Source organism: Azorhizobium sp. AG788 (genome assembly GCF_004364705.1).
Taxonomy (GTDB): Bacteria; Pseudomonadota; Alphaproteobacteria; order Rhizobiales; family Xanthobacteraceae; genus Azorhizobium; species Azorhizobium caulinodans.
This window is the reverse complement of record NZ_SOBM01000004.1, coordinates 348,750-375,724: the sequence shown is the minus strand read 5'-3', so window position 1 is coordinate 375,724 and position 26,975 is coordinate 348,750. Positions and strand designations below refer to the sequence as shown.

The 26,975-nt window shown below is 66.6% G+C and carries 25 protein-coding genes; 3 read left to right on the top strand and 22 right to left on the bottom strand.

Translation table 11 applies throughout. The features are described 5' to 3' along the window. Positions 1-2: 2 nt before the first annotated feature. The 18 genes from pdhA to DFO45_RS12380 form a co-directional block, all read right to left on the bottom strand. Entirely contained in the window at positions 3-1,016 is a 1,014-nt protein-coding gene (gene pdhA / locus DFO45_RS12465) for a pyruvate dehydrogenase (acetyl-transferring) E1 component subunit alpha (protein WP_012170269.1), read from the bottom strand. Positions 1,017-1,174: 158 nt separating this feature from the next. After that, positions 1,175-1,498, bottom strand: a complete 324-nt coding sequence (locus tag DFO45_RS12460) for a septum formation initiator family protein (RefSeq protein WP_012170268.1) — start codon at positions 1,496-1,498, stop codon at positions 1,175-1,177. A 394-nt stretch (positions 1,499-1,892) separates the two neighbouring features. Then, positions 1,893-3,371 carry a serine--tRNA ligase gene (serS, locus tag DFO45_RS12455; protein ID WP_133865107.1) on the bottom strand — a complete coding sequence of 493 codons (1,479 nt, stop codon included), beginning with the start codon at positions 3,369-3,371 and terminating at the stop codon, positions 1,893-1,895. Positions 3,372-3,566: 195 nt separating this feature from the next. Then, positions 3,567-4,367, bottom strand: coding sequence for a twin-arginine translocase subunit TatC (gene tatC / locus DFO45_RS12450; RefSeq protein WP_133865106.1), 801 nt, complete (start codon positions 4,365-4,367; stop codon positions 3,567-3,569). 33 nt (positions 4,368-4,400) lie between these two features. Further along, positions 4,401-5,018: a Sec-independent protein translocase protein TatB gene (tatB, locus tag DFO45_RS25225; protein ID WP_245518076.1), complete on the bottom strand. Its 618-nt coding sequence runs from the start codon at positions 5,016-5,018 to the stop codon at positions 4,401-4,403. 151 nt (positions 5,019-5,169) lie between these two features. Then, the gene (locus DFO45_RS12440) at positions 5,170-5,397 is read right to left on the bottom strand and encodes a twin-arginine translocase TatA/TatE family subunit (protein WP_012170264.1); all 228 of its coding nucleotides are present in this window, start codon (positions 5,395-5,397) and stop codon (positions 5,170-5,172) included. A 69-nt stretch (positions 5,398-5,466) separates the two neighbouring features. After that, entirely contained in the window at positions 5,467-6,558 is a 1,092-nt protein-coding gene (locus DFO45_RS12435; RefSeq protein WP_208299787.1) for an ABC transporter ATP-binding protein, read from the bottom strand. Next, a complete protein-coding gene (gene scpB, locus DFO45_RS12430) occupies positions 6,555-7,253 on the bottom strand; it encodes an SMC-Scp complex subunit ScpB (protein ID WP_245518089.1) in 699 nt (232 codons plus the stop codon). The genes DFO45_RS12435 and scpB overlap by 4 nt, the downstream gene beginning before the upstream one ends. Positions 7,254-7,348: 95 nt before the next feature. After that, complete coding sequence (locus DFO45_RS12425) at positions 7,349-8,182, bottom strand: ScpA family protein (RefSeq protein WP_133865105.1); 834 nt, start codon at positions 8,180-8,182, stop codon at positions 7,349-7,351. A 62-nt stretch (positions 8,183-8,244) separates the two neighbouring features. After that, positions 8,245-9,273 (bottom strand): beta-N-acetylhexosaminidase, encoded by a 1,029-nt coding sequence (gene nagZ / locus DFO45_RS12420; protein WP_133865104.1) that lies wholly within the window; start codon positions 9,271-9,273, stop codon positions 8,245-8,247. A 114-nt stretch (positions 9,274-9,387) separates the two neighbouring features. Then, the gene (locus DFO45_RS12415) at positions 9,388-10,419 is read right to left on the bottom strand and encodes a M23 family metallopeptidase (RefSeq protein ID WP_245518075.1); all 1,032 of its coding nucleotides are present in this window, start codon (positions 10,417-10,419) and stop codon (positions 9,388-9,390) included. A 155-nt stretch (positions 10,420-10,574) separates the two neighbouring features. Next, the gene (locus DFO45_RS12410) at positions 10,575-11,813 is read right to left on the bottom strand and encodes an alpha/beta hydrolase (protein ID WP_245518073.1); all 1,239 of its coding nucleotides are present in this window, start codon (positions 11,811-11,813) and stop codon (positions 10,575-10,577) included. 107 nt (positions 11,814-11,920) lie between these two features. Continuing rightward, complete coding sequence (locus DFO45_RS12405) at positions 11,921-14,011, bottom strand: TonB-dependent receptor (RefSeq protein ID WP_133865102.1); 2,091 nt, start codon at positions 14,009-14,011, stop codon at positions 11,921-11,923. A gap of 434 nt (positions 14,012-14,445) precedes the next feature. Continuing rightward, a complete protein-coding gene (locus DFO45_RS12400; RefSeq protein ID WP_043879119.1) occupies positions 14,446-15,099 on the bottom strand; it encodes a protein-L-isoaspartate(D-aspartate) O-methyltransferase in 654 nt (217 codons plus the stop codon). 74 nt (positions 15,100-15,173) lie between these two features. After that, positions 15,174-16,151 carry an extensin family protein gene (locus DFO45_RS12395; protein WP_133865101.1) on the bottom strand — a complete coding sequence of 326 codons (978 nt, stop codon included), beginning with the start codon at positions 16,149-16,151 and terminating at the stop codon, positions 15,174-15,176. Continuing rightward, the gene (locus DFO45_RS12390; RefSeq protein WP_133865100.1) at positions 16,148-16,813 is read right to left on the bottom strand and encodes a L,D-transpeptidase; all 666 of its coding nucleotides are present in this window, start codon (positions 16,811-16,813) and stop codon (positions 16,148-16,150) included. The genes DFO45_RS12395 and DFO45_RS12390 overlap by 4 nt, the downstream gene beginning before the upstream one ends. Beyond that, positions 16,810-17,241: a hypothetical protein gene (locus DFO45_RS12385; RefSeq protein ID WP_133865099.1), complete on the bottom strand. Its 432-nt coding sequence runs from the start codon at positions 17,239-17,241 to the stop codon at positions 16,810-16,812. Before DFO45_RS12385 ends, DFO45_RS12390 begins: the two co-directional genes overlap by 4 nt. Positions 17,242-17,452: 211 nt before the next feature. Next, positions 17,453-18,754: a YopT-type cysteine protease domain-containing protein gene (locus tag DFO45_RS12380; RefSeq protein ID WP_166657116.1), complete on the bottom strand. Its 1,302-nt coding sequence runs from the start codon at positions 18,752-18,754 to the stop codon at positions 17,453-17,455. Between the two features lie 142 nt (positions 18,755-18,896). Here DFO45_RS12380 and recG point away from each other — a divergent pair, with 142 nt between their 5' ends. Continuing rightward, the gene (recG, locus tag DFO45_RS12375; protein ID WP_133865097.1) at positions 18,897-20,993 is read left to right on the top strand and encodes an ATP-dependent DNA helicase RecG; all 2,097 of its coding nucleotides are present in this window, start codon (positions 18,897-18,899) and stop codon (positions 20,991-20,993) included. 48 nt (positions 20,994-21,041) lie between these two features. After that, positions 21,042-21,452 carry a YbaN family protein gene (locus tag DFO45_RS12370; RefSeq protein WP_012170252.1) on the top strand — a complete coding sequence of 137 codons (411 nt, stop codon included), beginning with the start codon at positions 21,042-21,044 and terminating at the stop codon, positions 21,450-21,452. A 61-nt stretch (positions 21,453-21,513) separates the two neighbouring features. Here the strand turns inward: DFO45_RS12370 and DFO45_RS12365 are convergent, their stop codons facing one another. From DFO45_RS12365 to DFO45_RS12355, 3 genes are all read right to left on the bottom strand, one after another. After that, on the bottom strand, positions 21,514-22,026 hold the full coding sequence (locus tag DFO45_RS12365; RefSeq protein ID WP_133865096.1) for a hypothetical protein: 513 nt from the start codon (positions 22,024-22,026) through the stop codon (positions 21,514-21,516). A 64-nt stretch (positions 22,027-22,090) separates the two neighbouring features. Then, entirely contained in the window at positions 22,091-22,270 is a 180-nt protein-coding gene (locus tag DFO45_RS12360; protein ID WP_133865095.1) for a hypothetical protein, read from the bottom strand. A gap of 138 nt (positions 22,271-22,408) precedes the next feature. Beyond that, complete coding sequence (locus DFO45_RS12355; RefSeq protein ID WP_133865094.1) at positions 22,409-24,088, bottom strand: CHASE3 domain-containing protein; 1,680 nt, start codon at positions 24,086-24,088, stop codon at positions 22,409-22,411. A gap of 440 nt (positions 24,089-24,528) precedes the next feature. Between DFO45_RS12355 and DFO45_RS12350 the strand changes: the two genes are divergently transcribed. Next, complete coding sequence (locus DFO45_RS12350) at positions 24,529-25,095, top strand: YcxB family protein (RefSeq protein WP_166657115.1); 567 nt, start codon at positions 24,529-24,531, stop codon at positions 25,093-25,095. Here the strand turns inward: DFO45_RS12350 and glmS are convergent. Then, on the bottom strand, positions 25,082-26,905 hold the full coding sequence (gene glmS / locus DFO45_RS12345) for a glutamine--fructose-6-phosphate transaminase (isomerizing) (RefSeq protein WP_133865092.1): 1,824 nt from the start codon (positions 26,903-26,905) through the stop codon (positions 25,082-25,084). The genes DFO45_RS12350 and glmS overlap by 14 nt on opposite strands. Between the last annotated feature and the right edge of the window lie 70 nt (positions 26,906-26,975).

Below are 26,975 nucleotides of genomic sequence, written 5' to 3'. Positions count from 1 at the left end.
CGTCAGCGCACGATGTCCGTGTACAGCTCGGACGGATCGGGTTCCGGATCGTGGGTGGCGAAATCGGCGGCATCGTTGACGATGTCGCGGATCTCCGCATCCACCTTCTTCAGTTCGTCCTCGGTGACGAGGCCGGCCTCCAGCAGGCGGTTGCGCACCTGCTCGATGGGATCGTGCTCGGTCCGCATCTTCTGCACCTCCTCCTTCGACCGGTACTTGGCCGGATCGGACATGGAGTGGCCGCGATAGCGGTAGGTCTGCATCTCGAGGATGTAGGGGCCCTTGCCGGAGCGGGCGAACTCAAGGGCGCGCTCGCCGGCGGCCTTGACGGCACGCACGTCCATGCCATCCACCTGCTCGCCGGGGATGTTGAAGGACTGGCCGCGCTTGGAGAAGTCCGTCTGTGCGGAGGCGCGGCTCACCGCGGTGCCCATGGCGTACTTGTTGTTCTCGATCACGTACACGACCGGGAGCTTCCAGAGCTCGGCCATGTTGAAGCTCTCGTAGACCTGGCCCTGGTTGGCCGCGCCGTCACCGAAATAGGTGACCGAGACGGAGCCGTTCTCGCGATAGTGGTTCGCGAAGCCGAGGCCGGTGCCCAGCGACACCTGCGCGCCCACGATGCCGTGGCCGCCGAAGAACTGCTTCTCGATGCTGAACATGTGCATCGAGCCGCCCTTGCCCTTGGAGTAGCCGCCCTTGCGGCCGGTCAGCTCGGCCATGACGCCGCGCGACTCCATCCCGGTGGCCAGCATGTGGCCGTGATCCCGGTAACCGGTGATCACCTGGTCGCCCTGCTTCATCGCCATCTGCATGCCGACGACGACCGCTTCCTGGCCGATGTAGAGGTGGCAGAAGCCGCCGATGAGGCCCATGCCGTACATCTGGCCGGCCTTCTCCTCGAAACGCCGGATCAGCAGCATCTCGCGATAGGCGAGCAATTCCTGCTCTTTGGTGAAGGTCGGTACGCCGGCCGGAGCCGCCTCTGCCCGGGCGGAAGGTTTTCTCGCTGCCATCGACTTCCTCAGGAAACGCTAGAGCCGGCCTCTCCTCTAGCGCACCTCAGGGACAGTCCAAAGCGGAAAAAGTGCTTTGCTGCACCGCAACACGTTGCAAATGCTTGATTTTGCTGGAATGAACTGCGTTTAAGTTCATTTGGGATATGAACTTGTTGTCAGTTCATTTTCTCCCCTTTGATCAATACGAGGTCCTTCGCATTGATGAAATCGAGCTGTTTGCGACCTTCTTCATCCAGCAGATCGGGGTCGATGGAGCGGGGATCAAGCAGGGAGACCTTGTGCTCCAATGCCTGCCTCTGGGACTTCAGGGCGGCGAGTTCAGTCTCCAGCCGCACCACGTCCTGCTCGTAGTTCCGCTTGGCCATGAGCCCATGGTCGCCATTGTAGGCGTGATAGGCGAAATAGCCGATCACCCCGCCGGCCACGACATAGAGCAGCAGGGCGAAGAAGAAGGCACGGATGCGCGAGCGGGTCTGCATGGGCGCCAAGTGTGGCCCAGTAAGGTTGAAGCGCGGTTAAGGGTGAGGTTCGCGGCAGCTCCTGCTGCGCAGTGCGGCCGAGGCGGGCTGGGGGGACCTTTGGCGCTGCTCGGACGGAGAGGGCATTACCCGTCCCCAGCCCTCCCCTTCAAGGGGGGAGGGAACTGCCAACGAGCCGATGAAGCAGCACGTTAGGATGTGTCGCGCCGCGCAAAAGCCCTCCCCACTTGCGGGGGAGCGTTGGGAGGAGGGTACACGCGGCTGCGACCGGGGGCGCCGGAACGGACCCCGCGGTGCTCATGGGACGCTCAGGTGGAGAGGGTATTACCCCCCTCCCCAGCCCTCCCCCGCAAGGGGGGAGGGAGCGGGCTGCACAACAGCAACGCCCTTCGGATCACGCCTTCGCGATGACCCTCACGCCACCCATGTAAGGCTGGAGCACGTCGGGAACGACGATAGAGCCGTCCTCCTGCTGATAGGTCTCCAGCACCGCCACCAGCGCGCGGCCCACCGCCACGCCGGAGCCGTTCAGCGTATGGACGAAGCGCGGCCCCTTGCCCTCGGCGGGGCGGTAGCGGGCATTCATGCGCCGGGCCTGGAAGTCGCCGCAGACCGAGCAGGACGAAATCTCGCGATAGGCGTTCTGGCCGGGCAGCCAGACCTCGATGTCGAAGGTCTTGCGCGAGGCAAAGCCCATGTCGCCGGTGCACAGCGTCACCACGCGATAATGCAAATCGAGCTTCTGCAGCACCGCCTCGGCGCAGGCGAGCATGCGGTGATGCTCCTCCTCCGAGGTCTCCGGCGTGGTGATGGAGACCATCTCCACCTTGGTGAACTGGTGCTGGCGGATCATGCCACGTGTGTCACGCCCCGCCGATCCCGCCTCGGCGCGGAAGCAAGGCGTATTGGCGGTGAAGCGCAGCGGCAGTTCGTCCTCGGAGAGGATCGAGTCTCGCACCAGATTGGTCAGGGGCACTTCGGCGGTGGGAATGAGCCAAAGACCCGCCATTTCCTGTACGGCTTTTGTGAAGTCCGGCTTCAGCTTGAGCCCAACCCACTTCCAAAACTCAGACGCCTTCGCAACCGGATCACTCGGGGGCGTGCCAAGCTCTGCGGGCCAATGAGTATCCTGCGACCAACCGGAAACGTCCGGCCACAATTTATTGAGATCAACAACGTCTTGCTGATTAACGCCAAAGAACTGGTCGTCCCGGAACTTCGGCAGTTGCGCCGTGCCATACATGGTCTCGTCGCGCACCAGCAGCGGCGGGTTCACTTCCGTGTAGCCGTGCTGCTCCACATGCATGTCGAGGAAGAACTGGCCGAGCGCGCGCTCCAGACGGGCGAGCGACCCCTTGTTCACGACGAAACGGGCACCCGAGAGCTTCGAGGCGGTCTCGAAGTCCATGAGGCCGAGCGCCTCGCCCAGCTCGAAATGCTGCTTCGGCGTGAAGGCATAATTGCGCTTGGTGCCGACGACCTTCAGCTCGACATTGTCGTGCTCGTCCTTGCCCTCCGGCACGCTGTCGAGCGGCACGTTGGGAATGGCGGCGAGCAGGCCGTCCAGTTCCGCCTCGATGGCCTTGGCGGACTGCTCCAGTTCCGGCACGTCCACCTTCAGCTTCGCCACTTCGTCCATGAGGGCAGCGGCGCGGACCTCGTCCTTGGCGGCCTTGGCCTGGCCGATTTCCTTGGAAGCGGAATTGCGGCGGGCGAGCAGGCCTTCCAGCTTGGTCAGCGTCTCGCGGCGTGCGGTATCGAGGGAGAGCAGCTTGTCGCGCAGCGCGACCGCCTCGTCCTTCGCCACCTGACGGCGCTCGAGCGCGCGCACCAGAGCCTCGGGCTCCTCGCGAATCCACTTGATGTCATGCATGAAACCGGCTCCGCCGCAGACCGGATGGCCGGGCGCCCCTCGCCGTCATGCCGGCCCCGCGCCGGGCATCCACGCCGCCCCGCCGCGCCGGCGGCGCCCGGTCCGTGGATGGCCGGAGCAAGCCCGGCCATGACGGCCCCAAGGGAGCCGTCCGACCATCGTTGAAACCCGAAAGGATGCGTGCCTTGAGAAGGATCAGGCGTCGCCGGAGCCGGCCTCGCGCGCCGCCTCTTCCGCCGCCCGGCGCTTCTCCACGACACGCACCAGATAGACGGAGATTTCGTAGAGAAGCAGCGTCGGGATCGCAAGGGACAGCTGGCTCACCACGTCCGGCGGCGTCAGCACGGCGGCGAGGATGAACACGCCGACGATGGCATAGCGCCGGAACTTCTTGAGCTGGTCCGAGGTGATGACGCCGATGCGGCCCAGCAGCGTCAGGATGACCGGAAGCTGGAAGCAGATGCCGAAGGCCAGGATCAGCGTGGTGATCAGCGAGAGATATTCGGACACACGCGGCAGCAGCGAGATTTCCGCCCGACCGTCGCCGCCCGTCTGCTGCATGTTCAGGAAGTAGGTCATCGCCAGCGGCATGGCGACGAAATAGACGAACATCGCGCCGATCAGGAAACAGATGGGCGTGGCGATGAGATAGGGCAGGAAGGCCTGCTTCTCGTGCCGGTAGAGGCCCGGCGCCACGAACATGTAGACCTGCGTCGCGACAATGGGGAAGGACAGGAACGCAGCCCCGAACATGCCGAGCTTGATCTGCGTGAAGAGGAATTCCTGCGGCGCCGTATAGATCAGCTTCACGCCGCCCGAGAAGCCGGAGGCGAACTCATAGGGCCACAGCAGGATGTTGTAGATCTGCTTGGCGAGGGTGAAGCAGAGGAAGAAGGCGATCAGGAAGGCGATCACCGACTTGATCAGTCGCGCGCGCAGTTCGATCAGATGCTCGATCAGCGGGGCCTTCGAGGCGTCGATTTCCTCCTCGCTCATGTCAGGTCCGTATGCCTCGATTGTTCCGCTGCGTCACGCGCCGGTGGCAGACTTGTGCTCGGCCGGCGCAGGCGCGCCGTGGTTCTGCGACAGATCGGTGCCGGTGTCGAGCACCGGTTCCGCCGCCGGCCCCGGCAGGGGCACGAGAGGCTCGGCCGGCGCGCGCTCCACCGCAACCGTCGGTGCGGCCGCGAGCGGGGTAACCGTTGCGGCAGCCGCAGCGGTGCTGCCGGTCGCCTTGGCAACGGCGCCCGCAATGGCTTCGCGCATCTCGCGATGGGGATCATAGGCCGGCACCGCCGGCGCCTCGGGGGTCACCGCCGCCTCCGGCGGCTTGGTGGCGCTCTCCACCGAGGCGCGGATGTCCTCGCGGATGTTGCGCAGGGGGTCGAACGCCTCGGTACCGGGGAAGGACTTGGTGACGCTGTCCTTCACGCCGCCGACGATGTTGCCGATATCGTTGCGGATGTCGGACAGTTCGGCCTCGCGCAACGCCTCGTTGAACTGCCCCTGAAACTCGCCCGCCATGCGGCGCAGCTTCGTGACCGTCTTGCCCACCGTCCGCAGCACGGACGGCAGTTCCTTGGGGCCGATGACGATCAGCGCCACGACGCCGATCAACATGAACTCCGACCAGCCGATATCGAACATGACGGCTCTCTGCCTGCGGCGGGAACCGCGGCCCTTTCATGCCAACGGCACCTGGCGGAACGCCGGTGCCGGATGGGGTAACGCTTCAGTGCCGCGCGGATATACCATCGGCCGGAACGATGTCCCGGCCGAGCGTCGTGCCGTGGGGCCGTCAGACCGCCTTCTTCTCGCTCTCCGGCGCGGGCGTCGCCTGATGCGGCACGGCGCGCGGCGGCTCGGCCGGCTTGGCGGGCGCGTCGTCGTCCTCGGCCATGCCCTTCTTGAAGGACTTGATGCCCTTCGCCACGTCGCCCATCAGGTCGGAGATCTTGCCGCGACCGAACAGAAGGAGCACCACGGCCAGCACCACGATCCAGTGCCAGATGCTCATCGAACCCATAACTCACCCTCCGTGAGGACGTCCTTGAGGAACGTGCGTGTCCCCGCCCATCCGCTTTGACCTGAGAAACTAGGGCTCGGAAGCGGCGAAAACAAGAACCTCGGCCGGATCGACGTGGATCTGCACGTCCTGACCGCGGCAAATATCGCCGCCGGGCCGCACGCGGGCCACGAGCGGACGCTCCAGACCCTCCGCGATCACTTCCAGGAGATCGACTTCCCCAAGGAAACGCTTCTCGATCACCCGGCCCCGCGCGCCGCCCGCCCCTGTGGAGAACCGGAAGCCATGGGGCCGCACCGCCACCGCCGCCGGGCCATCCGGCACATGCGCGGGGGCAGGAAAACGCCCGAACGCCGTCTCCACCGCGCCGCCGGAGACGACGCCCGGCAGTTCATAAAGCTCACAGAAGAAGCGGGCGACACCCATGTCGGCGGGCGCGCGATAAAGCGCCTCCGGCGTTCCGAGCTGGATCAGCAGTCCGTGCCGCAGCAGGGCGATGCGGTCGCCGAGCCGCATGGCCTCTTCCGGGTCGTGGGTCACGATGATGCAGGTGGCGCGGGCCTCGCGCAGCACCGCCAGCGTGTCGGCGCGCACCTGGTCGCGCAGCCGCCGGTCGAGGCCGGAGAAGGGTTCGTCCAGCAAGAGAATGCCAGGGCGGGGGGCGAGCGCGCGGGCGAGCGCCACGCGCTGCTGCTGGCCGCCCGACAATTCATGGGGATAAGCCCCCGCGAAGCGCTCCAGATCCACCCGCGCCAGCGCCCGGCGGGCCTCCGCCTCCGCTTCCGCGCGCCGCAGGCGGGAGAGGCCGAACATGACGTTCTCGAGATTCGTCAGGTGCGGGAACAGCGCATAGTCCTGAAACACGAGGCCGATGCCCCGCCGCTCCGGCGGCACGAAGGCGGACGGCCCCGCCACCTCGATGCCGTCCACCGTCAGGCGGCCGCTGTCCGGCGTCTCGATGCCTGCGGCGAGGCGCAGGAGCGAGGTCTTGCCGCAACCCGAGGGACCGAGAAGGCACAGCACCTCCCCCGGCTCCACCGCGAGCGTGAGGCCGCGCACCGCCTGGACGGAACCATAGGACAGGGTGATGGCCTCGAAGCCGAGCCCCTTGGCGAAGGTTGCGGGGGAGCGGCCACGCGGCATGGGCATTTCGGCGTTCATTCCTCTTCCTCGTCGCGCTCCGCATAATCGAGCAGCGGCGCCAGCGCGAGATCCAGCGGCTCCTTCTCCAGCGGCTCCTCATCGTCGCGCAGGGTCGAATCGTCGGAAGGCAGCGGAATGGAGAAGCCGGCCGGAATGCGCCCGTCGAGCAGGCCGGCACCGCGCAGTTCATCGAGGCCGGGCAGATCCTGAAGGGCGTCGAGGCCGAAATGCACGAGGAAGGCCGGCGTGGTGCCGTAGGTCACGGGGCGACCCGGCGCCTTGCGACGGCCGCGCAGGCGCACCCAGCCGCTCTCCAGCAGCACATCCAGCGTGCCCTTGGAGGTGGATACGCCGCGGATGTCCTCGATCTCCGCGCGGGTGACTGGCTGGTGATAGGCAATGATGGCGAGCACCTCGACCGCGGCACGCGAGAGCTTTCGCGTCTCCACCGCACCCTGGCTCACCACGGCCGCGAGGTCCGGCGCGGTGCGCAGCATCCAGCCGCCGGCCACCCGCACGAGATTGACGCCGCGCCGGGCGTAATCGGCAGTGAGAAGGTCCATCAGCGCTCCGATGTCCGTCTTCTCGGGCAGGCGCGCGGCAATGGCGGCGGAATCGATCGGGGCGGCAGCGGTGAAGAGCAGCGCCTCGATGATCCGGAGATCGCGGGCCAGCGCGACGGCGCGCTCGTCGTCCGGACGGACGTCGAACAGGTCGAGGCGCGGAGCGGCACGGCGCGACGCTGGCGCGCCCGCCACCACCTCTTCGGGCTCCCGCCCCTCCCCTTCCTCCAAGCGGCGTCCCCCGTTCAAGCGCCCGCGTCCTTCGTCCCGTCCTCAGCCGTATCCTCGCCACTCGAAGGCGCAGGCGGGTCCGCACCCTGCCCGGTCCTCGACCGCAGCCAGAGCGGCGCGAAGGGCGCATCCTGCCGGATGTCCAGCTTGCCCTCGCGCACCATCTCCAGCGTGGCGGAGAAGCTGGAGGCGAGCGCGGTCGCCTTCTGCTCCGGCGTCGTCATGTAGTCTATCAGGAACTCGTCGAGGCGCATCCAGTCGCCCAAGGTCGTCCCGAGCAGCCGCTCCAGCCGCTCGCGCGCATCGGCCAGCGACCAGACCATGCGGGTCTTCAGCGTCACGAAGGACAACGCCTGCTTCTGCCGCTGGGTGGCATAAGCCGAGAGCAGGTCGTAGAGCGTGGCGGTGAAGACCACCGGCCGCGTGTCCGGATTGCTCTCGTCCGGCGGGGTGCGCGGGAAGACGGTGACGCCGAGCCGCTCGCGGGCCATCAGTTGCTCGGCCGCCTTGCGAATGCGCTCCAGATGCCGCAGGCGCCGGGTGAAGGCGGCGGCCAGTTCTTCGGCACTCGGCCCGTCTTCCTTGGGCGGCGCCGGCAGCAGCAGGCGGGATTTCAGGTACGCGAGCCAGGCCGCCATCACGAGATAGTCGGCGGCAAGCTCCAGGCGCACCCGCCGCGCCTCCTCGATGAAGGCGAGATACTGGTCCGCCAGAGCCAGGATCGAGATGCGGTGAAGGTCCACCTTCTGCGTGCGCGCCAGCGTCAGCAGCAGGTCGAGCGGCCCCTCGAAACCGTCGAGGTCCACCACGAAGGCCCCCTCACCGGCGGCGGGGAGCTGGTCTTCCATGAAATCGGACGCACCGGGCCCGGCGGGGCCCTCTTCCTCAGACGGAGGCGCGCCGGTCGCCATCAGACCGGCTGTTCGAGCAGCACCGCCAGCTCGTCACGGATGGCGTCGAGATCGGTGGCCGGCGGATCGATGCGGCGGGCGAGCGCCCGCGCCGCGCGCTCGGCAGCCGGGCCGGCCAGCAGCGGACTCTCGCTCGCCACCGCGCGCATCTCGTCCATCTGGCCGTTGCAATGGAGCAGCAGATCGCAGCCGGCGGCGATGGACGCGCGGGCGCGTTCGGCGAACGAGCCGGAGAGCGCCTTCATGGACAGGTCATCGCTCATCAGCGCCCCGTCGAAGCCGATAAAACCGCGCACCACATCATCCAGCACGACGCGCGAGGTGGTGGCGGGGTTGTGCTTGTCGATGGCAGCATAGACCACGTGGGCGGTCATGCCGAGCGGCAGGGTGTTCAGCGACATGAAGGCGGCAAAGTCCGTCGCCTCCAGCTCCGAACGGCTGGCGGTGACGGTGGGCAGATGCTCGTGGCTGTCCGCCGGGGCACGGCCGTGGCCGGGGATGTGCTTGAGCACCGGCAGGACGCCGCCCTCCATGAGGCCGCGCGCGGCGGCGCTCGCCAGCGCGGCGACCGTGGACGGCTCGCTGCCATAGGCCCGGTTGCCGATAACGCCGTGGCCTTCCGGCAGGCGCAGGTCCGCCACCGGCAGACAGTCCACGTCGATGCCGAGGGCGGCGAGATCGGCGGCGATGAGGCGGGAGTTGAGGTGGACCGCCTTCAGCGCGCGGGCCTTGTCCGCCTTGTAGATCGCGCCGAACTGCTCGGCGGGGGGATAGTCGATCCAGAAGGGCGGGCGCAGGCGCTGCACCCGGCCGCCTTCCTGATCGATGAGCACCGGCGCGCGCCAGCCCAGAACCTCGCGCCCCTCGGCCACCAGATGGGCCACCTGCTCGGGCGTATCCACGTTGCGGGCGAACAGGATGAGGCCCCAGGGGCGCACCGCGCGCAGGAAATCGCGCTCGCCCTCGGTGAGGCGGAGGCCGGAGAGGCCGACAATGAGGGCGCGGGTTCCGGAAGGGGCAAAGGTCATGACTGCGGCCTATCGGCGGGCACGGGGAGCGTCAAGCGGCCCGCCAGTTGCGGGGAAGACAGAAAAACGGCCGGGCAAGCCCGGCCGTCAAGACAGGAGGAAACCGAACGCCTGTCAGAGGCCGGCCACATACTGGCTCGGATCGACCGGCTGCGAACCCTTGCGGATCTCGAAGTGCAGCTGGGGCGTGGTGACGCCGCCGCTCTGGCCCGCCTTGGCGATGATCTGGCCGCGCCGCACGGTGTCGCCGCGCTTCACGCTGATCTCGCTGTTGTGGGCATAGGCGGTGACGAAGCCGTCCGCATGCTTGATGAGAACGAGGTTGCCGTAGCCCTTCAGCTCGTTGCCGGCATAGGCGACCGTGCCGTCCTCGGCGGCCCGCACGGCGGTACCTTCCGGCACGGCGAAATTCACGCCATCGTTGCGGGTGCCGCCGGGCTTGGGGCCGAAGCCGGAGATCACGCGACCACGGACCGGAGCGCGGAACTGCGGACCGGAACCGGGCGAGCGAGCCTCGTCCACATCATCCTTGGCGGCAGCATCCACCTTGGCCGCGGCGGGCGCGGAGGTGGCGGCGGGCGTCACGGCCGCGGTCTTGGCGGGAACGGCCGGCGTGGCGGGCGTCACGACCGGGGTCGCGGCAGCCACCTGCTGCGTCTTCGGCGCGGCGGGAGCTGCGGCGACGGGCGCGGTAGCCGGAGCAGCCAGCGGCGCGGCCGCAACCGGCTGCGACGCACGGGCAGGTGCCGGCTGGGTAGAGGACAAGGTGCCGAGCGGCTGCGGACCGGGCGCCGGGGTGCGCGGCGCCGCAGCAGCGGCGGTGTGCGCCGCCGGAGCCGCCTGCGGCGCAGGCGCCACGGGCGGCGTGTTGTAGGCGGAGGAGCCGTAGAGCGGCTGGCCGCCCGAATTGCCGTAGGTATTGGCCGGCGCATAGGCCGTCTGGGCGGAACCGACCGGCGCGCCGATGGGCGCCGAATCAACCCGCGCCGAGGGCGCGGCGCCCAGAGACCCCGTGACCTCCGGCGAACCCTGACGCGGCAGGGAGGCCTGGGGGCCACCGCCAGCTTCAGAGAATCGTGTCACATCCGCGCTGCAACCCGCCACACCGGCGGCCAACAGGCCCACCACGGCAAAGCGCGCGGTCACAATACGCCCCAAGATTTTGCCGGAAGATGTCATGTGACCCAACTCGCACGCACCGAACATGTCGTGGAGTAAAGTCGGATCGGGTAAACGCCCGCTTAAGCATCCGTCTCAGCCACAAGAATAGCGAGACTGTGGCACGCAAGCCACAACTCTCTTCATTGTGAAGGGGGCGTTGTCATCATGTTGGTGGTGGAATGCACCGTCGAGGACACGGTGCCGCCGAGGTTCTCCACCTGCGAGCTCAGATTGTCGCGGGTGTTGGAATCCACCACCGCCACCGGCGCCGCGATGACCACGCCCGCCGCCTGGCCGACCGCGGAAGCCGCACCCTGCGTCACCTGCACGATGCGATCGCCCACGCCCTCGCGGCTATCCGTGATGGTGGACTGTGAGGCGATGCGCCCGCCGATCATCCGCACCACTTCCGGGCTCTCAGCGAACTTGCCGTGGTTGAGCCCGTCCGGCGTGTTCAGCTTGGTGAGGTCATAGACGTTGATCTTGCGGGCCTCGAACTCGCTGCGGAACGGCTCCTGCTCGGGATCGATCTGGCCGAGGCGGGCACGCGAACCCCACACGCGCTGGGAGACGCGCAGCGCCTTGTCATCCTGCGAGACGAAGATGGTGACGTTGGGCGACGGCGTGCCGAGGTCCTGCCACTGGCTGTTGAAGATATCCACGTCCACGTCGGGCGCGGCCAGCATGATGTTCTTGATCTTCGGCAGCACCCGGCCGTTGCGGATGGCCATCTGGCGCAGCGCCTCGAAGGTCACCCAATTGCCCATGGAGTGCGCGAGCACGGAAATCTCGCCCACCGCGGGGTCCTTGTTGAGGGCGGTGAGGAGGGTCTCGAGGGCGTCGCGGGAATAGACGGCGCTCTCCCGGTCGTAGCCATAGGCCAGCAGGCTGCCGCGCGAAGGCCAGGTGAAGAGGATCGGCGTCACGTCCGCGCCGGAATCGTGCACGATCTGCGCGAAACGGAAGACGGCATCGTCGAAGCGGTTGTTATAGCCGTGGATGAACACCAGCACGCGGTGCTTCGGCCGCTTGGCGACGTCCCGGTTCAGCCAGGCCTGCGCCTGCGGCATGGAGAGGTCCTGCGCATCCGTCACGACAAAGTCGGTGGCCGGGTTGCCCGGCACGCTGCGCGGCCACTGCACCTCGCCCACCTGACGGGCGGCGTCCGGCGGAAGGGAGACGGTGATCTCCGCAAAGCTCGGCGCCTTGCCGCGCTCGCCGGAGAACATGTCCGTCGTGGTGGTGGCCTTGGCGCGGGTGGTGGCGACGATCATCGACACCTTGGAGGTGCCGGGCACGTCGGGTGCCTGAACGGGCACGAGAACACCGGGCGGGCGACCGCCGCAGGCGGTGACGAGCAGCACCACGGCGATGGCCATGACGCATCGAAAAGGCCGCGCCGCCAGCATCAAACGCATCCTATTACCATTCCACCGCCACCGCCTTCTTGGTAGATCAGCGGGAGCGGAGGCGCAATGCGGGCCGATCAGAAATCGACGTCCATGGAGACGAGGAAGGTTCGCGGCGCCCCCAGCGAGAAGGTGCCGAACGAGGCAACGCCGGACCAGTAGGAGGTGTCCGCGACATTCTGCACGCTGGCCCGGAATGTGGTCCGGTGGTCAGCGATGGTGGTGACGTAACGCAAGCCGAGATCCACCCGCGTCCAGTCCGGCAGCCACTGGGTGTTGGCCAGATTGACGTACTGCTTGCCGGTGTAGATGAGCGCGCCGGTGGCCGTGAGTCCCTTGATCCAGGGCAGGTCCCATTCGCCGCCGATATTGGCCTGCACGCCGGGCACGCCGATGGGCGTGTTTCCGAGGCTCGCCGCCGTCACGCTCTGGACGATCTCGCCGTCCATCAGCGTCACGCCGCCGACGACCCGCACGCCCGGCGTCACCTCACCGAACACCTCCAGTTCGATGCCGCGCACCCGCTGCTCGCCGCTGACCGAATAGACGAGCGTCGGGCTGAGCTCCGCGCTGGGCTTGGAAATCTGGAACAGGGCAAGCGTCGTCACCAGCTTGCCGAACTCCGCCTTGACGCCGATCTCGGCCTGCTTGGCCTGATAGGGCGCGAAGATCTGCCCGGCATTGGCCGCGGTGGCAGGCGCCTGATCGCCGCGGCTCAGACCCTCGATATAATTGGCATAGAAGGAGACGTTGGACAGCGGCTTCACGACGATGCCAGCCATGGGCGAGACGGCGGTCTCGTCATAGGGATTCGTGCGCGCGCCCGTGGTCGCCGAATAATTGTTGGACTCCACCTTCTGCAGGCGGGCGCCCAGCGTGACCTGGATGCGGTCCTCCAGCACGCCCAGCGTATCGGCCACCGACACGCCGCTGAGCGTGCTGTCGGAGAGAGGGGTCGGCGTCGTCGGGACGTAATAGAGCTGCGGCCGGGTCACCGGCGCATAGAGGTTGGACAGCACCGAGCCGGGGCTCTTCGGGAAGGCGCGGTCCTGCGTCTCGTTATAATAGGAGCCCTGCACCGTCAGCGTATGGTTGACGAAGCCGGTCTGGAACTTGGCGCGGACGCCGCCCTCCAGCGTGTAGCGGTTGACGTCGAGATCGTAATACTGGATCGCCGACGAGGTGGTGCCAATGGGATTGAGGATGGTCGGCAGGCCGAAGAAGCGCTCCACCTGCGAATTGCCCCCGCCCGCGTTGGCGAAGACCATGATGTTGTCGGTGAGGTCATACTCGTTGCGCAGCAGGATGGACTTGTCCTCGGTCCGGGACCATTCCCACGGCTGCGTGACGTTGGTGCTGCCGTTGGGCGCCGGCGGCACGGCGACCCCGCTGGCCATGAAATAGGGACGTGAGGGTGCGGTGATGTTCTCGTTCTGCGCCAGGACATTGAGCCACGCGCGATAACGCTCGCCCTGATAATCGAGGGCCAGCGCTCCAACCTTGAAGCGGTCGGACTGGTTCTCGAGCGGCGTATCGCCGGCCGCCAGACCGCCGGAAAAACGCACCCCGAATTCCTGACCCTCGCCATAGCGGCGGGAGACATCCGCATGGAGGTTGCCGCTCGCATCGGAGGCATAGCCCGTGCTCAGCCGTGTGAGATCGCCCTCGGCGACCTTGGGGACGATGTTGATGACGCCACCCACGCCGCCGTTCGGCGACATGCCGTAGAGCAGCGCGCCCGGCCCCTTCAGGACCTCGATGCGCTCTACATAGTCGTTGAAGATGCGGAAGGACGGCGCCACCCCATAGACGCCGGCGAAGGCGATTTCGCCTGCCGTTCCTTCGTTGATGGGAAAACCGCGGATGTAATAGGAATCCAGCAGCCCTCCGGGCGGACTGGTCACGCGGACCGACGGATCGAGGATCAGCGCATCCGCCGCAGTCACCGCCTGCCGGTCGCGGATCGCTTCGCTCGTGTAGCTGATGAGGCTGAAGGGGGTGCTGAAGAGATCCGTATTGCCGAGAAGGCCGAGTTGCGCGCCCTGTGCCACCTGCCCGCCGGGGAACGGCGGCGGCAGCGCCGAGCGGGGGCCATCTGCCTGAACGGTCACGGTATCAAGCACCACATCGCCACCCGCCTGCTGCGCCAGAGCGGGCGCCGCGCCCATTAGCGTGCATCCGGCGACGAGCGTGGCGGAAAACGCGCAGAGGCTCGCCCGCACGGGAAGCCCCGGCTTGGGCATAGCCGAGCCGGAGATTTTCATATCGATTTGCACAGACCCGATCCCACCACCAGAAGAAGAGCCACAAAATAACTGCAACTCTCCAATTTATTGATCACGAATTCACTTCATATACATGCTCACATCTGCGTTAGACCGAGTCAATAAATCAAGATCAGATTAGAGGACTTCTTCTTCAGAAGATTTTAGTTTTACAAAATGAAAATTACCCCACCCAATACCTCCCTACCCGGAAGATTACGGGAAGCGCATCGAGGGCACACGCCAGCCCCCACCGCCCATCACGGGCGGAGCGAACCGGCGCGACTTCGTCGGCCTTGGGAAGATCGGAGGGGTCCGCGCGGCGTCGGCGGGACGGATCAGAGCAGCGCGGCCACCCCGGCGACCAGCGGCACGAAGCGCACGTCCATGAGGTCGCTCGCCTCAAGGTTGCCGCCATCCTTGATGAACCGGCGAAGCTTCTGCACTTCGCGGGGCGCGCCGATGGGGGCGATAAGGACGCCGCCCGGTTTCAGTTGATCCACCAGCGCGCGGGGCACCTCCCCCGTTGCGGCGGTGATCATGATGCGGTCATAGGGCGCGCGGCCCGGCAGGCCCTGCGTGCCGTCCCCCACGAAGGCGGCGACGTTGCGCAGGCCGAGCACCTGAAAGCGCGTCTGCGCCTCGCCCACCAGCGCCCGGTAGCGGTCCATGGTCACCACCTGCGCCGCGAGATGGGAGAGGACGGCGGCCTGATAGCCCGAGCCCGTGCCGATCTCGAGCACCGTATGCTCGGCATTGAGCGCGAGGGCTTCGGTCATCAGGGCGACGAGGCTCGGCTGGGACATGGTCTGCCCGCAGGCGATGGGGAGTGCCACATCCTCATAGGCATGGCGACGCAAAGTCGGGTCCACGAACAGGCCGCGCGGCACCAGTTCCAGCGCCCGCAGCACCGCCAGATCCCGGATGCCCCGCCGCCGCAGGCTGAGGATGAAGGCGGCCCTTTCCGCCCGTTCGGCTTCACTGTCGGTCATGCCAAGCGCCCCCTGACGATGCGACTGTAAAGCACCTTCGCGCCCCATTGAAACACGGGGGCGCGGGCGCCCGCCTAGTCCACATTCCATTGGCACATGCGGAAATCATTGCGGCGCTGGCGCATGTCGAGATGCACATGGTTGGCGTGGGCGCTATCCGCGCCCGGCCCCAGCACCGTGCGGAACCGGGCACAGGCGCTCTCGCGCACGCCCGCTCGCAAATCCTTCGTTCCCGCCTCTACCTTCCAGAGCTCGACCACCTTGCCGTCCTTCAGCTTGAGGCCGAGGAGATCGAAGGCATTGCCGCTGGCGTGCTCGCTGATCTGCGCGCCCTTCTGGCCGTTGCGCGGGCGGCAGGCCTGCCCGCCGACGCCGGTAAGGCCGGAGAGTTCGCCGCCCTGGCGCTGCACCAGCGGCACCAGATCCTCCCGCACCCATCCGGCGAGTTCCACCGCCAGCGTGCACCGCACGGTGACGGCACTTTCCAGCGCCACCGTGCCGCCCTCCGCCAGCTTGATGCGGGAAAAGGTGACGGCGCCGGGAATGGTGCAGGCGCCCTCACCGTCCGACGTCCCCTCCCCCTGCTCCCGCGGCACGGGCTCTCCGCCCTTGGCCTCGAACGTCTTGAGGCAGGCGGCATAGGCCTCACCCTCCATGGGCTCGGGCGTCGGAGCGCTGTCCTCGGGGGCGATGTCCGGCTTGGGCTGGGGCGTGGGCGCGGGTGTGGGTGCCTCGGCAACCGGCGGCGCGGCCGGCTTTCTGCCGATCTCCACCGGACGCGGCAGAGGCAGCGGAACCGTCGGCGCGCCCGGCACGCCCTGGCGCTTCACGGCATCCACTGCTATGCGCAGGGGCGACGGCACGGGCAGCGGCGCCCCATCGGGCGGCAGACGTCCCTGTCGCTTCGCGGCCGGCAGGGGCGCTGGCGGCGGGTGCGGCTGGCCCACCGAGGCGGGCGGCCGCTGCGGTGCTGCCGCCGCGGATGATGCCCCGTTCGGCGCCAGCATGAGCAGCACAAAGCAGCCGGCGAGGGCCCGCACAACCCGCCTCATGAGCCGAAGGGCTCGACGAAGCGCATCTTCACGCCCGGCTTGATGAGGGCCGCCACCTCCACCGCATCCCAATTGGTGAGGCGCACACAGCCGCGGGAGGAGGTCTTGCTCACCTGCGAGGGTGCGGGGGTGCCGTGGATGCCGAAGGTCGGCTTCGACAGGGCGATCCAGACCGTCCCGACCGGATTGTTGGGACCCGGCGGCAGCATGAGGCGGCGGGTGTTGCGGCCCTGCTGGAAATTCTTCTTGGGGTCGTATTCGTAGCGCGGATCATGGGCGATGCGCAGGACCTTGTATTCGCCTTCCGGCGAGGGGGTGTCCGCGCTGCCGATGGTGGCGGGATAACTGGCAATGATGGCGTCGCCCGGCCCGTAGAGCACGAGCATGCCTGTCGCCTTCACCGCCTCCATGCGCTCCACCGGCTGGGTCGGGCGATCATGGGCCACCTGAAGCACCGAAATGGCATCGCCTGCCTTCAGCGTCTTGAGACGGGGATTGAGCGCCTTGAGCAGCCCTTCGCTCATGTGGAAGCGCTCGGCATACATCTCCGTCGGGCTGGTGAAATCGAGCCGCTTCATCCTCGCCTGCTTGGCGAAATCGTGCGGAATGGTGCGCGGGAAGCGCATGCGCGCATCCTTCGCGGTGACGGTGTAGGTGGTCACGATGTCCGTGGTGGTCGGGCCGCCCAGCGCCGCCCAGGTGGCCTCGTCCAGCCGGTCGCCCTCGCCCAGATTGTTCTGGCGGCGGAACTGCGCGAGGGCCTTGCGGTAGTCTCGCCATCCCTGCCGTCGATCTCGCCTGGCGAGATGCTCTTGCGGGCGAGCAGCACCTGCACCTTGACGATGAGCCCCTGCGGCCCCTTCGGCTTCTGCTTGTCGCGCTTGCGGGCGGACTTGTCCTTTCCGGCTTTTCCAGACTTGGACTTGGCCGACTGCTCCTTGGTGGCGTCAGAGGGGCTCGCGGCCGACGGCGTCGCCGGGTCGGCGACGAAGGGCGCTGTGTTGATCTCGTCGGGGGAGAGCGCCAGCGCCGGGGCGCTGAGCGCCAAGAAAAGCGCAAGCGACAGACCAACAAAGCGCGACGTGGACATCGGCATTCCCAAGTCGTGTTAAGACCTGTGAAGGAACGTCACGACGACGGACTTGTTCCAGCCGCGCCGAAGCTATGGGAAGGTCCCAGACGTACATATGGAATTTAAATGAGCCAGACGGCCAACGTCTGAGCCTCTCAGAGGCCATGCCCGCAAAAGGCCGCACGCGCCATTGCAGCTGCGGCTGCCCTCTTACCGAGCCTGTCCCGCTTCACTCAGCGTCAAAATAAAATTCCTCCAGCGCCCACAAAATCATCCGATTTTTCTCTTCTTTCGCGTTCCGATAATGCTCCCACAAATCGGAACAAAATCGATAGAGATCGACCTCGTTAGCCTTGGGAAACTCGAACTCGCCGAAATTCGGATCAAAGATGGTCAGACGCAGATCGTCTAGATAAAGCGCGATGGCATGACCGGCCACTTCGGCTCCCTTCAGGGAAAGAACATAGGTGAGGGCATTGGGGTTAACAGCATTGGGGCTGCGCCCTTGCAATTTGGCGCGTTCTTCTTCCAACTTCTTGGAGTACAATTGGACGAGAGCCTCCCCACCACGGAGCTCCTTAGCCCACGCCACTTGTTTTTCCCATGTTGCAATCATCCCGCTGACAACGGGGGCCTTGCACTTACTGAAGATCTCGCGGAATACGCGCTCGCCTTCTCCTTCTTCCGCCTTAATGCTGCGCTTGACGTGTAAGACCCTCGGCCCATCGGCAACGAATTTCCACTTCATGCCGTCGACGTCCTTGGCTGTCGCCTCCATGGTGCGCATCACCATCAACACCCCTGCCGACGAGGAGCGAGTCGAGTTCTCATAGGCCTCCTGCGCCGGTATGATGCGCCTCTGAAACTTGCGTTTGATGCGCGCAGTCTCGACCTGCGTAGGTAGGCCGAGCGCCTTTACTAGGCCGGTGCGCTGGGGCTCGTCCAACTCGGACTTGATCTTTTTCGATACCGCCAAAGAGGGCTTGGCACGCCAAACCTGCTGCCGACGCGAAATCCAGTCGACACAGAGCGCGCAGCAGACGCCAAGATTATCTAGCGGTAGATAATCCCCTTGCGAAAAAGAGACAATCAGATAATCAGCATATCGTACACCCAGATTGAGCGGCGCTTCACTTTCAAAAAAATAGAATGAATTTTCGAGCTCACCTGGGAGCTCTCCCAGGCGCGATATTCCACCGATAATTATTAGAAGTTTGTAATTTTCAACCAGTTGCTTCACGCCGTCGACGGCCCGACGCGGCAAGCCGGGATCAGACGCGAAGAGCGCCGGATTTTTCTCAACTTCGCCATAGGCGGTATCGAACACATCTTGAATGGTGGTTTGAAGCTTGGAGGCGACGAACGAGCTCTTCGCTTCGTCCTCGATGACATCCGTGCGCTCGAAGTATGCGCCCGGAAACGTGGTCATAAAGGTTGCCCGGTTGAAACTGACCTTGATGCCGTTTCCCACGCCAATGCCAGCCAGCGCGCGGAAGTTATCCATCAGGTGTGCGGGATCTTTCGGGTTCATAGCACATGTTCCCCCCGAAGCCGACCGGCGATCTACGGGCGACCTGGCGCCGCCAAGGCTGCCGGTTACCCTCCTAATCTGCAACACTCTCCCCGTACCTCCTCTTGCCCGAATCCCCCCCATCCGCCACTTTCGGCGCCCCATGCGCCCGGCCTTGCTCGATCCGCTTTTCGCCCCCCTCACCACGCTTCCCGGCATCGGCCCGAAGATGGTGCGCCCGTTCGGGCGGCTGCTGGGGCGGGAAAATCCGCGCGTCATCGACCTCCTCTTCCACATGCCCTCCGGCCTCATCGACCGCCGGGCGCGGCCGACCATCTTCGAGGCCGAGCCGGAAACGGACGTGACGCTGGAAGTGCGCGTGGATGGCCACAGCGCCCCGCCCCCCGGCCGGCGCGCGCCGCATCGCACCTTCGTCTCCGACGCCAGCGGCGATCTCACCGTCGTGCATTTCAACATCGAGCGGGCCCGCATCGAGCGCCTGCTGCCCGTGGGCGAGACGCGCTGGCTGTGCGGGCGCGTGACGCTCTATGACGGCATGCGGCAGATGACCCATCCCGACCGCATCCTCGATGCGGCCGGTCTTGCCAGGCTGCCGCCGGTGGAGCCGAAATATCCGCTGACCGAAGGCCTCGCCGGCGGCCATGTGCGTCGCGCCATGGAGGCCGCGCTCGCCCGCGTGCCCGAGCTGCCGGAGGCCATTCCGCCCGAGCTTCTGGAGCGGGGCGACTGGCCCTCCTTCCGCGAGGCGCTGAAGCGCATCCACCAGCCCGAGACGCCGGTGGACGGCCTGCCCACCGGCCGGGCCTGGGAGCGCCTCGCCTTCGATGAGCTCTATGCCCATCAGGTCACGCTTGCCCTCGTGCGCCAGACGCAGGTGAAGGCCGGAGGCCGCCCGACGCGCGGCGACGGACGGCTCGCCGCCGCCATCCTCAAGGCCCTGCCCTTCCGCCTCACCGGCGCGCAGGAAGAGGCGCTCGCCGCCATCCGCGCCGATCTTGCGGCCGACACCCGCATGCTACGCCTGCTGCAAGGCGACGTGGGCTCGGGCAAGACCGTGGTGGCGCTGCTGGCTGCCGCCGCGGCCATCGAGGCGGGCCGTCAGGCGGCGCTGATGGCGCCTACCGAAATCCTCGCCCGCCAGCATCTGGAGACCATCGCGCCGCTGGCCGCCGCCGCAGGCATCGAGGTGGCGGTGCTCACCGGCCGCGAGAAGGGGCGCACCCGCGCCGGCATTCTGGAGGGGCTCGCCAGCGGGCGCATCGGACTCATTGTGGGCACGCACGCGCTCATCCAGGACGATGTGGCGTTCGCCGATCTTGCCCTCGCCATCGTGGACGAGCAGCACCGTTTCGGCGTCGAGCAGCGCCTCACCTTCTCCCGCAAGGGGGCGGCGGTGGACATGCTGCTGATGACGGCAACGCCCATCCCCCGCACCCTCGTCCTCACCCTGTTCGGCGACATGGACAGCTCCGAGCTGCGCGAGAAGCCGCCGGGCCGCAAGCCGGTGGACACACGCTCCGTCTCGCTGGAGCGTCTGGACGAAGTGGTCGGCGCCCTCGGCCGACAGTTGCGCGACGGGGCACAGGCCTATTGGATCTGCCCGCTGGTGGAGGAAAGCGACACCTCGGACCTCGCCGCCGCCACCGAGCGCGCCGCACATCTGAAAAAGGTGTTCGGCGATCCGACGGTGGAACTGGTGCATGGGCGCATGTCGGGCGCCGACAAGGACGCTGCCATGGCGCGCTTTGCCTCGGGGGAGGCGCGCATTCTCGTCGCCACCACGGTGGTGGAGGTGGGCGTCAACGTGCCCAACGCCACCCTCATGGTCATCGAGCATGCGGAACGCTTCGGCCTCGCCCAGCTCCACCAGTTGCGCGGGCGCGTCGGGCGCGGCGAAAAGGCCTCCACCTGCCTGCTGCTCTATCGCGGGCCGTTGAGCGAAACCTCCAAGGCCCGTCTCGCCATCCTGCGCGAGAGCGAGGACGGCTTCCGCATCGCCGAGGAAGACCTGCGCCTGCGCGGCGAGGGCGACGTGCTCGGCACCAAGCAGAGCGGCCTGCCCGGCTTCAAGGTGGCGCGCATGGAGGTGCATGGCGCCCTCGTCTCGCAGGCCCGCGATGCCGCTGCGCGTCTGGTGCCGGGCAATCCCGATCTCGAAGGCCCGGAGGGCGAGCGGGTGCGCATGCTGCTCTATGTGCAGGAGCGCGATGCGGCGGTGCGCTTGCTCTCTGCCGGCTGAGGGGCCACCCTGCGCCCCAGTGCGTCGCCTGCCAAGGTTTCCTGCCCCGTGTCCACCGAGCCGCCGCGGCCCCCGTTCGCCGCCGCCACCTTCCGCCAGATCCTGCTGCAGCGGCTGCTGTTTTCCGCCGGGCTCGTGTTCGTGACCATCGGTGCCATCGGCATGGTGGTGCCCATGATGCCGGGCACCATCTTCCTCATCCTCGCCGCCTGGTGCTTTGCGAAATCCTCGCCCCGCTTCGAGGCCTGGATGCTGAACAACCGCTATCTCGGCCCGAGCGTGGTGCGCTGGCGCGAGACCGGCGCCATCCCGCTCATCGCCAAGCTGTTTGCCTTCGCAAGCTTCATCGGAAGCTGGACCGGCGCCTGGTATTTCGGCGCGCCCATCTATGTGCTGTGGGGGCTCGGCCTCCTGTTCGCCGGCCTCGCGATCTTCATGGCGACGCGACCGAACGGATAGAGGGCGGCGGTGCGCAGGCGCACGGTGGTCTCCTGTCGGTGGGCAGGGGAAAGCGGGCGGCTCAGTCGCCGATCACCGGCCGGACGATGGCGAGGGCCTTGTCAACTGCGGCGCGGGCGGCCTGCGGGTCGGGGGCGAGGGCGCGAACGACCAGCTCATCGCCATCGCGCACGAGGACGGCGGTGGACAGGGCCTGCCGGCCCATCGGCTGCGCGCCGATCCAGCCAACAGCAGGTGCGACGTCGAGCAGCGTCACGGTGCAACGGTCGTTGATCTTGCGGCAGAGCGCCTCCAGCTCGGCCTGGCCGGTTTTGCCGGCGCGCATATTCTGTTCGATGCGGTCGCCGCTGTCCCGACGCCTGAGGAAAATATCGACGAGCGGCCCTTTGACGTCCGGGCACAGCAGCGTCAGGCGCGCGGGATCAGCGGCGGGCTGGCAGTTCGTGCCGATGGCCTCAGTCACCCGCGTGGCGAAGGGCGTGAGGTCGTGGGTGGAAAAGCCCTCCGCCCGGACGTTTGCGGGCAGCGACAGGGCTGCGGTGACGGTCATCATGCCGGCGATCAACACGCGCATGCGGCGGTCCCCCTTGCCAGTTGTCCTGAATCTAACGCACGGGCGGCGAAAGCGTTGCCGTCGCTCAGGGATTTTCCAGGCCCTTGGCGGTTCGCTGGGCGCGGATGCTGTCGGCCTCGGTGCGGATCTGGTCGCGCGGGGCAACGCAGCCGGCGCGGGTGCTCTGGCGAGCGGCGGCGGGAATGCTGGCGGGCGGATTGGCCTCGACCCAGGTGACCACCCGGTCGATGGTGGCGATCAGCACCGGCGCCGGAAGGGTCGAGGTCGGGATGGGCGGCGAGATCGGCGCGGAGACGTGCGCAGCAGGCCCCTTGAAAGCAGAGCATCCCCCGCGTGCGTCGCGGGGGATGCTGGGGTCAAGCGATGAGCGGCGGATTGCGGCTCAGGCGGCGTTGAGGTCCCGAACGAAGGTCTCCACCAGTTGCTTCAGATCGCCCGCCTGACCGGAGAGCCCTTCGGACAACGCCAGAAGTTCGGTGGAGGCGGAGCCGGTGAGTTGGGCCGCCTGGCCGACACCGCTGATGTTCTGCGTCACCATCTGCGTGCCGCTGGAGGCGCGCTGACAGTTCTCCGCGATCTCGCCGGTGGCAGCGCCCTGTTCCTCGACGGCGCCGGCGATGGAGGAGGAAATCTGCTTCATGTTGGCGATCACCCGCATGATCTCCGCCATGGAGGTGACGCTACCCTGCGTGGATTGCTGGATCTCCGCAACCTTGGCCGCGATTTCGTCGGTCGCCCGGGCCGTCTGGGAGGCGAGTTGCTTCACCTCGGAGGCCACCACGGCAAAGCCCTTGCCCGCTTCGCCGGCACGGGCGGATTCGATGGTGGCGTTGAGCGCCAGCAGGTTGGTCTGGTCGGCGATGCCTTTGATGAGGGAGATCACGTCGCCGATGGCGGTAGCCGCCGTGGCGAGTTCGCCGATGCGGCTGTTGGACTTCTCAGCCTCAGTGAAGGCGACGTCCGCAACCTGAGCGGAATGGCTCACCTGGCCGGTGATCTCGCGAACGGAAGCGGCCAGTTCCTCGGACGAGGCCGCAACCGTCTGAACATTCTCCGCGGCTTCCTCCGCAGCCGAGGCCACCGCCTGCGCTTGCCGGGAGGTCTGCTCGGCCGTGGCTGACAGGTTGCGGGCGGAGCTTGCCACCTGCCCGGAAGAGGCGGCGAAGGCGGCCGACAGCTCGGTCATACGGGAGACGAAATCGGCCGCAAGGGTGTTGCGCTTGGCCAGTCTTTGGCGCTCCACTTCATCGCGCGCGGCGTTTTCCTTGGCCAGGCGATCAGCCTCGCCGAGGCTGTCGCGGAACGACACCAGCGCATTGCCCATGAGACCGATTTCGTCCCGGCGGTCCGTATCGTCGATCTGCGTCGCGTAGTCGCCACCCTTTATCTTCTCCATGGAGGAGATGGCACGGCGGATGGGCTTGGCAAGCAGGGCATTCAGGGCGACGGCTGCAAGGACGGCCAGCGCCAGAACGGCGAGCACTGCCAGCACGACCGCATAAACGATGTCGGTTTGCGCGGCCGCCACGGCCTGGGCGCGCGCCTCAAGCAGCGACGCCTCGGCGCCCTTGAAGTCGCTCAGGATCGACCGGATCTTGTCGAAATTCGCCTTGCCCTTGCCGGAACGCTCGATGTCTTGCGCGGCGCTTTCCTGTCCAGGCTTGCCCATGAGATCGATCGCGGCGCGCGAGACGTTCTGCTGCCACTGCTCGACCTCTTTCTGCATGGCATCGAGACGCTGCTGCTGGACGGCATTGTCGCTGGTGAGCGACTTCAGCTTGGCCCACGCCTGCCGATAGCCGGCTTCACCCGCCGTGAGGGGCTCAAGGCTGGAGGTCTTGCCGGTGACGAGATAGCCGCGCAGGCCCGTCTCCTGATTGATGAGCGAGATCAGAAGCTGATCAGCTTCCGTCAGGACCTCATAGGTATGGATGGTCCAGTTCACATTGCGGTCAACGGTCCGACTGGACATCAGGATGACCGCCCCGCTGCAGATATTGGCGAGCAGAACGACGGCGAAGGCGAGCAGGATCTTCGCCCTGATGGACATGTTCTTCAACATACGGCGCCCCGGAATTCTTGGCTAGCAACAGCCGTTTCGATGCCTGGGGCGAAATTGGCACGGTGCGTGTGGCGATGGATACGGAATCAACTTCCAAAGCGGTAGCATGTTGGGGCAAAAACCAACCAAAACGCGGCATACCCCTGCGTCATTTAAAATATTGCGACTGCGAATACGTGGACTTACTTACGCCGAGACCGCAGTGCACGATGCGCAAACCACCGCGCGCTTTTCTTGAATATCCCTCTGGTGCGCGTGCCTGAGCACTCAGCAACCAGACTATCGGCACGATGAACCACAAGACATCAGGTCGGCACCATTGTAGTGATCGCGATTTCGAGACCTTTGGCACGACCATTTACAGACGAAAATCCACGTTTAACATTGCAAGAAGACGGTCATGGCATTCCATTGACCGAACACGGTCAAAAAAGAAACTGATGACGGAAACGACACTCCCCCAGCGCGGCCCGATCTCGATCCAGCTCACGGCCGACGATGTGGCGCGCGCCTATCAGCTATTTCAGACCCAGGCCCTGCTCTCGGCGCGGGGCGTCCTATCGGTACTCTTCCTTGATCTGGTGACGGTGGGCCTCACCGTCTTTGCCATCAAGGCTCTGTCAGGAGACGACCTCCCGCTGCCGCTGGCGGGGATGCTGGCAGTGCTCTTTCCCGCCGTCATGATCTGGTCCACCCGGTGGCGCAACGGCCGCCTCGCGCGCCGCATCTTTGCGCAGCAGAAATCGCTGAACCAGCCCTTCACACTCGCGTGGACCGACGAGGCGCTTCAGACCCAGGCGCCGCAGGGCGACGCGACGCTGCCGTGGCGCGACCTCATCAAGATGAAGCAGGACCGGCACATGATCCTCTTCTTCGAGAGCGACGCGCTGTTCCGCATGGTGCCCCGGCGCCTCCTCTCGCAGGCGCAGCAGGACGACCTGCTGCGCACCGCCGAAACGGGAATGGGCGGGGGGGAAATGAGGGCGCCTGCCCTCACTCCACGGTGACCGATTTGGCGAGATTGCGCGGCTGGTCCACGTCCGTGCCCATGAGCACCGCCGTGTGATAGGCGATGAGCTGCACGGGGATGGAATAGATCAGCGGCGCGATGGTCGCCGGCATCTCGGGCAGGATCAGCTTCTGCATGGCGGTGACGTTGGCAAGGTCCGCGCCCTTCTGGTCGGTGACGAGGATGATGCGCCCGCCGCGCGCCGCCACTTCCTCCATATTCGAGACGGTCTTCTCGAACACCCGGTCATAGGGCGCGATCACCACCACCGGCATCTTTTCGTCGATGAGCGCGATGGGGCCGTGCTTCAGCTCGCCCGCCGCATAGCCCTCGGCATGGATGTAGCTGATCTCCTTCAGCTTCAGCGCACCTTCCAGCGCCAGCGGATAATTGGTGCCGCGGCCCAGATAGAGCACATCCTGCGCCTTCGCGAGGGTGCGCGAGAGCAGCTCGATCTCCGGGCTCAGCTTCAGCGCCTCGGTCATCAGGCGCGGCACCTCCATCATGGCACGCACCAGGCGGTGCTCATCATCGGAAGTGAGCACGCCCTTGGCCCGGCCCGTCGCCACGGCGAGGCAGGCGAGCGTCGCGAGCTGGCAGGTGAAGGCCTTGGTGGAGGCGACGCCGATCTCAACCCCGGCCAGCGTGGGCAGCACCACGTCGGCCTCGCGGGCGATGGTGGAGGTGGGGACGTTCACCACCGCAACCACCTTCTGGCCCAGTTCCTTCGCATAGCGCAGGGAGGCCAGCGTATCGGCCGTCTCGCCCGACTGGGAGATCACGATGGTGATGCCGCCCGGCTGGAGCGGGGTTTCGCGGTAGCGGAATTCGGAGGCGATATCGATGCTCACCGGCACGCGGGCGAAGCGTTCGAACCAGTATTCCGCAACGGCACCGGCATAAAGCGCGGTGCCGCAGGCGGTGATGGAGATGTGCGTCACCGAGCCCAGATCGAAGGGCAGTTCGGGCAGCACCACCGTCTCTTTGGTCGGGTCGATATAATGGCCGAAGGTGTGGGGGATCACTTCCGGCTGCTCGTAGATCTCCTTGGCCATGAAGTGGCGGTGGTTGCCCTTGTCCACCAGCATGGCCCCGGCCGGTACCTTCACCATCGGCCGCTTCACCACCGCGCCGCTGAGGTCGCGGATCTCCGCCCCGGCGCGGGTGATGACCGCCCAGTCGCCCTCTTCCAGATAGACGATCTCGTCCGTGAAGGAGCCGAGCGCGATGGCGTCCGAGCCCAGATACATGGTGCCCTTGCCGTAGCCGATGGCGAGCGGCGAGCCCTTGCGGGCGGCGATCAGGAGATCGTCTTCGCCGTCGAACAGGAAGGCGAGCGCGAACGCGCCGCGCAGGCGCGGCAGCACCTTGCCCACCGCCTCCACGGGCGAGCGGCCGGCACGCAGCTCGCGGTCCACCAGCAGGGCCACCACTTCCGTGTCGGTTTCCGATAGGAAGTGTGCGCCGCCGGCGATCAGTTCGTCCTTCAGCTCGCGGAAGTTCTCGATGATGCCATTGTGCACCACCGCGACCTTCTTGCCCGAGTGGGGATGGGCATTGCGCTCGGAGGGCTTGCCGTGGGTGGCCCAGCGGGTGTGGCCGATGGCGCTGTGGCCGGCGAGCGGATGGCGCGCGAGCTTCTGGTCGAGATTGCGCAGCTTGCCCTCGGCTCGGCAGATGGCGAGATGCCCGTGCTCCAGCGTGGCGATGCCGGCGGAATCATAGCCGCGATATTCGAGCCGCTTCAGGGCATCGATGACGTCTTCCGCAACCGGACCCTGACCGAGAATGCCGACTATGCCGCACATGAGGGATAGAACTCCACAAGGGTCACGCCGCACGCGCTCCGGCACGTGCTGTATGGGAAGGTCGCCCGGC